Origin of the sequence: Butyrivibrio proteoclasticus P6B7 (genome assembly GCF_000622085.1) — a bacterium.
Lineage (GTDB): Bacteria > Bacillota > Clostridia > Lachnospirales > Lachnospiraceae > Butyrivibrio > Butyrivibrio proteoclasticus_A.
On sequence record NZ_JHWL01000028.1, the window covers coordinates 1 to 12,127 of the forward strand.

Sequence of the window (12,127 nt, forward strand, 5' to 3'; positions counted from 1 at the left end):
CGATAGAGACTATAGCCTCGAGTATAACTATGTAGTTGATTAAATATTTATTAGTTGATGTGTATTCTAACCAGGCGGAGTTATGCTCCGCCTAAAATTTCCTTTAGGGTATATGGATTTCCTTCCATCAGTCTGGTAAGAGCCTGAAATGGCGGAACATTGTTTCTGCTGCAGGTATCGATATAGCTTTTTACATCAGCAAAGAAACCTGCATTTTTGATATCTTGATATTGCCCGGATACTTTCTGCTTTACCTTAATACCGCGAAGGCTTCTTTCTGCAAGGTTATTTGTGGGTGGCACTGAAAAGTCCTTTATCCAGAGGAAGTTACTTTTCTTGAACTTCCTAAGGCGATTTATCAGTTTCCTTTCATCAGACTCATAATATTTGCCCTTTGATGTAGCGAACTGCTCGTCGGCTCTTTTCAGGATTCTATCGATTTCTCCCATGATTGTATAATACCTGGTTCCGAAGGATTCTACGCCATTTTCCACAAGTATGTTCCGTTCATGAAGTATGCCTGCAAGGTAATCCTTCAACTCCTTTGCCCAGGGATGGTCAGAATAATCGACTATCTTCTGCATATCCCTAGAGAGATGACCGGAGCATTCTGCATTTTTGAAATGAAAGTCCTTGTTATAATTGACAGTCACATGGTCATGAACCACAGTGGTGTCTGAACCTAGCGCAGCAAGGATACCATCTTCATCAAGGCTCTTTCGGTCTTTCTTTTTATGTGCGACAAACATAGCGATATGCTCGTTGCCATAAAAACGAACGCAGCATCTTTTGGTATCCACAAAGATCACGGTGTCATCCCAGTGAAGGATTTTCTGTTTGATGCATTCCAACTTGAGATCAATCATGAACTGTCTAAGACCACGGGATGCCCGTTTTTGAAGCTTACTGATATATCCTTCACTAATGGAAATCCTATTTTCAAGGAAACCATCAACTATCTTTTTAACCCTGTTTATACTGACATAGCCAAGATCCAAAAGCGCAAGACACATAGCCTGCAGCACGTTTCCGTATTGAACAGGTTCCTTAATTGAGAGCGGAATCGGAGAGTGGACTACATGCCCACAAGAGTTGCATTTATAGACGTAGATATAATGGCGCTTTTTGACGAGCTTTACCTCGTAGTCGATAACATCTTTTGTGCGTTTCTCTATAAGTGTAAGGTCATCGCTCCCGCAGTCAGGACAATTTTTAAATGTGTGCTTTTCGCGGTCAGTAATTTCGCTTTCTGAAAGAGGAGTAAGGGTGTGCTTTTTGTGCCCCGGCTGTCCGCCGCGCTTCTTTTCGGATTTTACCCGAGAGTTGGGAATTACTTTTTTCTTGCCTATGGGAGTCTGGCTGGTGGGAAGAGAGCTGTTGGTGCCATCAGTATTATTCTTTGCTTTTTCTTTTGCCAGAGCATCCTTTAGTGCTTCTACCTGAGCTCTTAATTCATCGCTTTCAGAATCTGATGCATCGTTATTTGTCCCAAGTATGGCATCCATACGAGACTGGAGTTCGGCGCATTTTTTCTTATACTCAACAAGCTCTTTGGCCATATCTTCCTGATCAAAGACGGAATCCATTGCTTTTGCATCAAAGTTTTCCGTAATGATAACCTGCCTGTGATATAAATCCTTATATCTTTCCAATTGGTTTTTCAAATGTTGGTTTTCCTGTGTCAGCCTATTGATAGTTCTGATATTTTGAGCTTTTTCTTCATTGGTGTAAGTTCCTACAGCAAGCTGGTCGAGTTTTTTCTGCAGTTTTCTGTTTTCGTTTTGGAGTTGTAAGTTTTCTTTGCGTCTATACTCGTAAGCCTGCTCTAAAGTCATTTTTTAGCCCTGTTTTGTCCTTTTTGATTTTAATTCTTTTAGTTCCTGCTTCAGCATTGCGTTTTCTTCAAGCAGCCGCCTGACTTCATCTTTAAGCCCCTTCATAGTCTTGGGCATTTCATAGTCATCGGGGGATGGAACATAATTAGGACTTCGTTTTTTTCCGCGACCGTCGGTTGGAATAATTTCCCCTGTTTCTTCGTTTAGCCTGCCTATAAGAGTTCTTTTTGACCGGGATTGTTTCTTTTCTTTGTCCCAAAAAGATTTGCATTCATAGACATACGTGATTCCGGATCTTTTATCTTTTTGATGAATTATAGACATGATTTCACATCCTATATCGTCATGTATATAGCATAACACATGACGATATTTAATACAATAGAAAAATGCCAAAAAACATAGAAAAAATCTAGGTTTTTGGCATTTGATGCTGCGGTGAATTAATGGTTATGTATTTCTCTTGTGGTGAAAAAATGAGTCAGGGATGCGGATAGGCTGTGAATAGTAACTGATAGGAATAATAGACTAAAAAGCTGTCATTTTTATCGGACTCTTGGTGTGTCATTAATAGAGTGTAACCTAAAAACTGAAACAGATTTACTGTTTTTCTGTTTTTTTCTAAGGGAGCTACATCATGGGAAGACTACTTTACTGGATTAAAAAATGCATGCATAGGAACAACAAGTTCTGTAAACACTTCTGTGTCACCTGTGAGTTCTACGAGATCTGCAGGAGAGACGGAGAACTGGATTGAAAGAGAGGTAGCGTTATGTTTTTTGGAAAGAAAGATAAAGATGTCAGACTGACAGATAAGCAGTACAAGGATCTTGTGGGTGGAATGAGTAAGAAAGAACGCAAGGAATTTGACCGCCGCCAGGAACAGCTTCGTAGGGATAGGGAAGACGATAGGCTTGATGCGTGGCTGGATTTTGAAGATGAGATGGATGATATGTAAAGGGGAGGTACCTATTCTGTGGAGAATAGGTATCTTTTTTGAATTCGATTATAAAGAGGTCGATTATAAAGAATTAATGAAAAATTCACTCTCACGAACGTGTGAATTGTGCGACATGCGAGTGACTATTGTGGTATACTAATAAAGTGTGAAACTGTGCATTTTATGCGGAATAGGAGTGAAATTATGGCAGTATCTTACAAGAAATTATTTAAGCTTATGATCGACCGTGATATCAAGAAAAAGGACTTGAAAGATATGACTGGACTCAGCTATGGAACGATTGCCAAATTGGAAAAGGGAAATAATGTTGAGATTAGTGTGCTTGATAAAATCTGCGTTGAATTAAAATGTCAGCTTAGTGATATTGCGGAAATTTCATTTGATAGATAAAAGCAGTTTATACATATAAGTCTATTTTGATGGAGGAATAATTGTGGCAGCGATTCATGATCTATTATCTCAAATACAGGACGAAGCTCTTAGAGAGCGAATTGAAAAAGAAGTAGATAAACTGGCCAAAACAAAGAAGTTTGGTCTTGTATTCGAACAGCATTTGCCAGAGTGTACACCTTTATATGATATGCCAATAAAAGCTGGCGTAAAAGTCATGGCGAAAAATACAAGCGAAGATAAAGCCTTTTATGTTGTGCTTAAAATTGACGGGGAAAAAGCTATATGTTGCAGAATCGACAATTCAGAAGAATGTGTAGAAAAAGATATTAAAGATTTAGTTCGTGTTGCTGAGTTCGGAGAGGTAATTTATCCATATCTTAAACCAATTGATTCTGTGTGTAACGCACCGGATAAAGATGTGTGGCACACATTAATAGAGGCTGATAATTATCATGCGCTGCAATTATTAGAATATATGTATTCAGGGAAGATTGACTGTATATATATTGACCCGCCATATAATACTGGCGCAAAAGATTGGAAGTATAACAATGATTATGTTGATGGTAATGATAATTATAGGCATAGTAAATGGTTATCCTTTATGGAAAGGCGTTTATTGTTAGCTAAGAGACTGCTTAACCCTAAAGATTCGGTTTTGATTATCACTATTGATGAAAAAGAGTACTTGCACCTAGGATGTCTTTTAGAAGAGCTGTTCCCGGAAGCTAAGATGCAGATGATTAGTACAATTACCAACCCCAAAGGAGCGCCAAGAGTTAACCAGTTCATGCGTCTAGATGAGTATATATTTGTTTTACAATTTGGAAGTGCGTCCCCTCAGAAGTTATCTCTATCTGATGATTTTAGATTGAATGCCAAAGATAATAGAGTAAATAAACTAAGGTGGTCAGGGCTGGCAAAAACTCAGTACACAAGGGAAGGACATCCAAATACATTTTATCCCATATATTTAAGTGATGATATGAGTCACATAGTGGAAATAGGAGATCCTATTGGTGTTGGTGTGGATAGAAATTCAATACCTTCAAAGCCAGGATGTATAACGGTTTGGCCAATCAATAAGACATCAGGTGCTGAAGCACAGTGGAGTTTATCTGCACCAAAATTGAGAGATGCTTTGGCAAAGGGATATGTCAGAGTATCTCAGACAGGATCAGGAGGAATATATTACCTTACATCTGGAGTGATAAAACAGGTTGAAAATGGAGAATTCGTTGTTACTGGGCATGCTAGTGATGGTTCAATAATTGTTGATGAATCTGGCTTTGAATATAAGTTTGTTCCAGGAACGGCGTGGCGTGTGACATCGCATGATGCAACACGATATGGTTCTGATCTGTTGAAATTGCTCATGCCTGATAGAAACTTCCCTTTTCCTAAGTCTCTTTACGCTGTAGAGGATTGCATAAGATTTTTTGTTTCGGATAAGCCGAATGCTAAAATTTTAGATTTCTTTGCAGGCTCTGGCACAACAGCTCATGCAGTTATGTTATTAAATCATTTTGATAATGGGCACAGGATGTGTATTTCTGTAACAAATAACGAAGTTGGAGCTACTGATGAACAAGCATTTATAGAACGAGGCTTAACACCACTTGATAAAGAATGGAATGATTATGGAATAGCGAAATATTGTACGTGGCCAAGAATAAAAGCAGCAATTACCGGGAAAAATACAGAAAATAAGCCCATAGAGAACGGAAATTATAAGTTTTTGGAAGAATTTTCAATGTCAGAAGGGCTTCAAGAAAATGCAGTGTTCTTTAAACTGGGGTTTCTTGATAAGACATCCGTAGCGTTAGGAATGAGTTTGAAAGAATTAGTTCCATTGTTATGGATGAAAGCAGGGGCAAAAGGAAAGCTTCCGGATGTTGAAACCTGCAATGGTAAGGATATGCTTGTATTTCATGAAAGCGGATTCGCTATTTTGGCTAATGAAAATCTTTTTGCTAATTTTGCAAAAGAGATAGAGGGGTTTCCAGAGATAGGAGTTGTATATTTAGTTACTGATTATGAAGTTAACTATCGTATGATGGCTAATAATTTGAGAGGAAGGACGACATTCCAACTTTATAGGGATTACCTAGATAATTTTAGGATTAATCATGGAAGGTAATAAGAGATGATAAATGAATTATTTCCGTTTCAAAAGATAGCAGTCGAGGACTTAAGAAAGAAAACTGCCATTGCTTTAAATAGTTATAGATCATATAAAGTGCCTCAAGTAGTGTCTTTACAAGCACCAACAGGGTCAGGGAAGACAATTATTATGTCAGCGCTTATAGAAGATATCTATTTTGGGTCGGAGTATTATACAGAGCAGCCGGATGCAATATTTGTTTGGCTATCAGATTCACCTCAGCTTAATGAACAGTCGAAACAGAAGATAGATCAAAAAGCAGATAAAATTAGATTTGAACAATGCGTAGTCATATCGGATGATTCCTTTGACCAAGAAGTATTGGATGACGGACATATTTATTTCCTAAATACTCAAAAACTTGGTAAAGGTGCAAATCTTAGTTATCACTCTGATACTAGGCAATATACTATTTGGGAAACAATCGAAAATACAGCCAAAGAAAAGTCAGACAGATTGTATTTTATCATAGATGAAGCGCACCGTGGAATGCAAGGACGACAAGCGGGAACAGCGACAACGATAATGCAGCGTTTTATAAAGGGAAGTGTGGACTTTAATCTTTCGCCTGTCCCGGTAGTGATTGGAATGAGCGCAACAGCGGATAGATTCAACAATTTGGTTGGAGAGACAACATCTACTCTTCAAAAAACAATAGTTAGTCCTGCGCAAGTTAGGGCGTCAGGATTATTGAAGGATCGAATAGTTATTACATATCCAGAAGATCCGTCAAAGTATAATGATATGTCTGTTTTACAGGCAGCAACTGATGAGTGGATAGATAAATGTAAACATTGGTATCAGTATACATATGAGCAGCATTATGCAAATGTAAATCCTGTATTAGTAGTGCAGGTATTGGCTGGAAGTGGATCGAAAGTATCGGATACGGATTTGGATGATGTAATTGCTAAAATTGAAGAGCGGATGAGAGATCACTTTGAAGAAGGAGAGGTGGTACATACTTTTGGCTCTGTTGGAAATCTTGAGATTAATGGGTTAAATGTTCCTCATATTGAAGCTGCCGATATCGCAGATAACAGAAAAGTTAAAGTTGTGCTTTTTAAAGAAAACCTTTCAACTGGCTGGGATTGCCCTAGAGCAGAAACTATGATGTCCTTCAGAAAGGCTGAGGATGCTACATATATTGCACAGCTACTTGGACGTATGGTGAGGACACCATTACAGTGTCATGTTATGGTAGATGATTCGTTGAATGATGTAAGACTCTTTTTACCATACTTCAACAAAGACACTGTTCAAAACGTTATTGATGAGCTTCAAAACTCTGAAGGTGGTGAGATTCCAACTGTAATAGACGGAGAAGCTATGGAGGAACAGGTTTATACTTCATGGACTGTTCATACTAGGAAGAAGAGAGAAGAGAAACAAGTGCCTGGACAGATGAATTTGTTCTTATGGGCAGCTGGCCAGACATCTTCTGATGTAAATGTATTGCGTGAGGAGGAAGTGCCATACAATACACCAAGAAACAGTGGTACGCAAAGTACTGAAACAAGCAGCGAAAAGGAGACTAACAATAGTGGTGTAAATACGGATTATAAAGATGTACATCCGCAGCAAGAACCATTGCCAATAATAAATAATCCTGTACAACCAAATGCTGGAACAGAATCTGAGCTTAATATGACATATGAGCAGATGTCATTTGTTCCAGAGCTCGACAGAGAAGCTGTTATAAAGTTCATAAATGAGCAGGGCTTTCTTACTTACATGGTTAAGGATGTTAGAATTAACAGCTATCTGAAATCTTTACTAAGCTTGGCCGGATTATTAACGCAATACATGATTTATATGAATGCTAATGATGAAGTGAAAAATGAAGTCACAGATATGATTCGTGACTACGTAACTGATCTTCATAAAAATGGCAAGTATGATGAGCTTGCTAAGCAGGTAATGGAATTTAAGCTTTCTATCCAGATATTTGATGTGTTTGGTGAGAGTATAAATAACTATTCGCTTAGCGACTGGTTTATGACTTCAGAGTCTGATCTTGATAGGCAGCTCCGAGCTGCGGATGCGAGATTAGGTGGTTATGGCTTCCCTATGGTATATGGGCGTAGATTTATCGATTTTGATAATCCCAATGCATTCAAAATAGATTGCATTTTATTTGCTGCTGATGATGAGTGTATGGCTAAGCTGAACAAATACGCAGAGAAGAAATTTCATGATTTCAATGATACATATCGTAAGTATGTGGTTTCAAAATCTGAGAAGTGTAAGAAACAATACAGTGATATTGTTGCGGATGGTGACTTGGTAAGTAAACACAATTTCACTTTGCCAGAGACTATAAGCGCAAAGATGGAAGCTGGTGGAAAGAAGTATACAGATCATCTTTTTGCTGATGAAGAAGGTGTCGCAACAATAAAATTAAATGGATGGGAAGAGGGAGTGCTTGAAGAAGAGCGCAAGCGCGTGGATTTTGTATGCTGGCTTAGAAATCCTTCAAGGCAAACATGGTCATTAAGGATTCCTTATGAAATAGATGGGGTAACTAAGCCAACATATCCTGATTTTGTGATTATCAGAAAGGATGATCAGCTGGGATATGTAATGGATATATTGGAACCACATAATCCAGACTTCAAAGATAACTTAAACAAAGCAAAAGCCTTTGCCAAATACGCTGAACTTGAAGCGAGAATTGGAAGGATAGAGCTTATTCGGAAAGGAAAAGATGCTGCCGGGAAAGATCGTTTTAAGCGATTAGATATGGCAAAAGGTGCAATAAGGAATAAGGTCCTTGCTGCTGTAAATAATGATGAATTGGATCATATATTTGACACAGATGGAGTGTTCCAAGACTAATTGTTGTACTTAAAAGGATTGGAGAGAAGATGGCAAAGCATGCTACCAAAAAGAAAAAATACACATTTATAGATTTATTTGCGGGAGCAGGAGGTTTGTCAGAGGGCTTTATGCAAAATGGTTTTCAACCGATTGCCCATGTTGAGATGAATCAGTTTGCAGCCAAAACATTAGAAACGCGTACAGCATATTACTACTTGAAATCAAAAGGAAAACTGGAAGCTTACTATGATTATCTAAAAGGCAATGTTTCGAGAGAAGACTTTCTCAAAAAGATTCCTGAAAAATATCTTAAGACAGTAATGTGTGAAACAATGTCAGATAAGTCATTGCCGTCAATTTTTGGCCGTATTGATGGAATTTTGAAAGAGCAGGATATTAACCAGGTTGATGTGATAATAGGCGGACCTCCATGCCAGGCATATTCATTAGTTGGCAGGGCACAGAGCAATCACATGGAAAGACCTATGTCGGAAGATCCAAGGAATGAATTATACAAACTGTATGCTAAGTTCCTTAAGAAGTATCAGCCAAAGATGTTTGTGTTTGAAAATGTAATGGGAATAGAGTCTGCTAATGGTGGTAAGACTTGGAAAAACGTCCGCGCGCAGTTAAGAAGAGTCGGATATGAGATTGAGTATCAAGAGCAGGTGGCCTCAGATTTTGGAGTGCTTCAGAACAGACATCGTATGATTATCGTAGGATGGCTTAAAGAAACAAATTATCATTATCCGGAGTTTAAGCCTGTTGAAACAAAGGCAATAGTTAATGATTTGTTAGCTGACTTACCGCCTTTGCACCCAGGAGAAAAAAGCGGAACGTATGCAACCACGAAGATGAGTGAATATCTCAGTAAGAACAATATCCGTCGTGAAGAAGATGTTTTGACTTTACACACATGTCGTCCTAATAAGGAAAGAGATATTGAGATATACCGTAAGGCAATTGAAGCTTGGAACGATGGACATAAAAGGCTTAACTATAATGATCTGCCGGATGAATTAAAGACACATAAAAACCGTACAGCGTTTTTAGATCGTTTCAAGATAGTTGAAGGAGATATGCCGTATTGCCACACGTTAGTTGCGCATATATCAAAAGATGGGCATTACTATATTCATCCTGATATTGAGCAGCATAGATCTATAACAGTACGAGAAGCGGCAAGAATACAGTCATTTCCAGATAGTTATTATTTTGAAGGCCCAAGAACAGCACAGTTTGTGCAGATAGGAAATGCAGTGCCTCCAATTATGGCAAAGGGAATTGCAAAAGGAATAAAGAAGGAACTTCAACAAGGAGAGTAATATGGAGAGTAATCTTCTGCTCGAGCAGTATAGCAGATACAAAAAGATATCTCTTGAAGAATCACCGTTCAAATGCTTACTTAATACGGATATAGAACTTAATCCGCATCAGGTAAATGCTTTTTGTGCTGCTATTCATGCGCTTAAAACAGGAGGGATTGTTCTTGCAGATGAGGTTGGTCTTGGAAAAACAATTGAAGCAGGCCTTGTATTAAAGTATGTTATTGATTCTGGTGCGAAAAAAATACTGATTGCTTTGCCTGCAACTTTGAGAAAGCAATGGGAAATAGAGTTAGATGAAAAGTTTGGTTTGAAAGTTGATGTCTTGGACCGTATGACTGTTGAGAAAGACTATTATTCCATGAGGGAATACATGGAAAATGACGGTTTGAGAATAATACTTACATCATATGATTATGCGTCAAAATTCATGAAGCGTTTTCCGTTTGTAAAATGGGATTTTATCATTGTTGATGAGGCTCATAATTTACGAAATGTGTTTCATGGTACAAAACGTGCCAAAAACCTTTATGAATTGACGAAGGGCATTCCCAAAATACTACTTACGGCAACTCCGCTGCAGAATTCTTTATCTGACTTACATGGATTGATTTCATTTATTGATCCTAGGATATTCGGTTCAGAAAAGGTATTTAGCAAAAGGTTTATAGAAGGACAGGATTATTCTGAATTAAAGAATGAGCTTTCACCAGTTTTGTATCGCACGCTTAGAAAAGATGTCGGTAAGTATATGGACTTCAAAAAGCGTAAGTGCATAACTGTTGATTTTCACCTGACAGAGGAGGAGAGCAATTTATATGATCTGGTAAATGGCTTTTTGAAACGTGATTATTTATATTCTATCCCTACAGCTAATCGCAGCCTGATCATATTAGTTATAAGAAAGCTTTTGGCGTCTTCAAGCTATGCACTTATAGAAACTTTTTTGGTTCTCAAGGACAGATTAAACAAGTTATATAAAGGTACAAAATCTTCAAAAGCTATAGAAGGTTTTGATTTATTCTGGGAATTTGTGGAAGACGAAATAGATGAATCTGGTTTTGAAGAAGATGATGATGAAGAAATAGCAATAAAAAAGCAGAATATTCAGGCAGAACTGGAAGTAGTACAGGCGATAATAGATACTGCTCATAGGATTAAAACTAATGCTAAGGTAGAAGCATTGCGTACAGCAATTGCCACAGCACTTGATTACCAGGAAAAAGAAAAGATTCCGCAGAAAGTAGTTGTTTTTACAGAATCAAAAAGAACTCAGAAGTATATTGCGGATGAGCTTAGAAAAAATGGTTATAAAAAGAACGATATAGTCCTTTTTAATGGAGATTTTGACGATCCAATGACAAAGGAGATATATCGAGCTTGGCAAGTTAAAAATTACAAGAAAGTTAACCATGGAAGAAGCGTAGAATATAAGCATGCTATAGTTGATTACTTTAAGAATAATGCGAAGATACTGATAGTTACAGATGCAGGTTCTGAAGGTTTAAATCTTCAATTCTGTAATACAATTATCAATTACGATTTACCCTGGAATCCTCAGAAAATTGAGCAAAGGATTGGCCGTTGTCACAGATATGGTCAGCAGCATGACGTTGTGGCTATGAATCTTTTGAACACTGATAATGAAGCAGATAAACGTGTGTATGAGATACTATCTAGAAAATTTGAGCTTTTTGAAGGTGTGTTCGGTGCTTCTGACATTGCTCTGGGTGCGCTTGAGTCCGGAGTGGGATTTGAAAAGACAATTTTGAATATCTATCAAAAATGTGATTCGGAGAAGGATTTTGACAGGGAGTTTGATAAACTCGATCAGAGGCTAAATGCTGATAGTAATAATCAGATTACTCAATTGAGAAACATTTTACTAACTGAGAATCCGGAGTCAAAAGAGGAGGCGTTAGAAAAGACAAAGTCAGATATAACAAAATATCTAGATGATGTTGATTTCTGGTCTGAAATAAATGAATCCCAAATGAGCCCCGCGCCAAGCTTTTGGCAAATTGATGGATGGGGCGAAGATAATTTTGGATCTCACGGGATGTTGTACATAGGAGCATTTTGCAATAATAATGAGGCACTATTTCCAGTGTTATTACTCTGTGATGAGAATGGTGACTATATTGATTTTAGCGAATCTGACATAGTTTCTGCTATAAGAGGTATTCAAGATACCGATCTAAGCAGATTTGTTCCTAAAGATAAAGAAATGAAATACATGTCAAAAGTCTATGACAGACTTACACATGAAATGATAGATAAATATAAAAGAGACGTAGACCCAATTATGGAGTACAACAGGAGGAAAGTAGAGAATTGGGTACAGTTACAAAAAGAACAGCTAATCTTTCAAACAATGGAAATGAATGCAGATATCGAAAAACTATTTCTTAACGAATCTTTAGCTAGGAATTCATTGGAAAAAAAGGATATTCGAAAAAAAATAGAGACAAAGAAAAAGCAGATCGATAAGATACAAAATTCAATTCCGAAGAAAATAGAAGCTTTTGAGAAGGATGCATCTAAAACTATAAGTAGCTTCAATGCGCAATTTGATATAAATCCTATTTTGTTGATAAATGTGGTGTTGAAGTTCTAAGCTATGGAGGAT

The 12,127-nt window shown here is 37.6% G+C and carries 8 protein-coding genes; 6 read left to right on the forward strand and 2 right to left on the reverse strand.

The genetic code is table 11. From position 1 onward, the window contains the following. Positions 1 to 80: 80 nt before the first annotated feature. A complete protein-coding gene (tnpC, locus tag T541_RS0113960; RefSeq protein WP_026653296.1) occupies positions 81 to 1,835 on the reverse strand; it encodes an IS66 family transposase in 1,755 nt (584 codons plus the stop codon). Between the two features lie 3 nt (positions 1,836 to 1,838). After that, a complete protein-coding gene (locus tag T541_RS0113965; protein WP_022770946.1) occupies positions 1,839 to 2,159 on the reverse strand; it encodes a hypothetical protein in 321 nt (106 codons plus the stop codon). Between the two features lie 448 nt (positions 2,160 to 2,607). Here T541_RS0113965 and T541_RS0113970 point away from each other — a divergent pair, with 448 nt between their 5' ends. The 6 genes from T541_RS0113970 (at position 2,608) to drmD (ending at position 12,115) form a co-directional block, all read left to right on the forward strand. Continuing rightward, positions 2,608 to 2,793 (forward strand): hypothetical protein, encoded by a 186-nt coding sequence (locus tag T541_RS0113970; protein WP_026653297.1) that lies wholly within the window; start codon positions 2,608 to 2,610, stop codon positions 2,791 to 2,793. A gap of 186 nt (positions 2,794 to 2,979) precedes the next feature. Further along, complete coding sequence (locus T541_RS0113975; RefSeq protein WP_026653298.1) at positions 2,980 to 3,186, forward strand: helix-turn-helix domain-containing protein; 207 nt, start codon at positions 2,980 to 2,982, stop codon at positions 3,184 to 3,186. A 43-nt stretch (positions 3,187 to 3,229) separates the two neighbouring features. Continuing rightward, positions 3,230 to 5,329, forward strand: coding sequence for a site-specific DNA-methyltransferase (locus tag T541_RS0113980; protein ID WP_026653299.1), 2,100 nt, complete (start codon positions 3,230 to 3,232; stop codon positions 5,327 to 5,329). A gap of 6 nt (positions 5,330 to 5,335) precedes the next feature. Then, complete coding sequence (locus tag T541_RS0113985) at positions 5,336 to 8,191, forward strand: DEAD/DEAH box helicase (RefSeq protein WP_026653300.1); 2,856 nt, start codon at positions 5,336 to 5,338, stop codon at positions 8,189 to 8,191. 29 nt (positions 8,192 to 8,220) lie between these two features. Next, positions 8,221 to 9,498 carry a DNA cytosine methyltransferase gene (locus T541_RS0113990; protein WP_026653301.1) on the forward strand — a complete coding sequence of 426 codons (1,278 nt, stop codon included), beginning with the start codon at positions 8,221 to 8,223 and terminating at the stop codon, positions 9,496 to 9,498. 1 nt (position 9,499) lies between these two features. Next, entirely contained in the window at positions 9,500 to 12,115 is a 2,616-nt protein-coding gene (drmD, locus tag T541_RS0113995) for a DISARM system SNF2-like helicase DrmD (protein ID WP_026653302.1), read from the forward strand. Positions 12,116 to 12,127 lie beyond the last annotated feature (12 nt).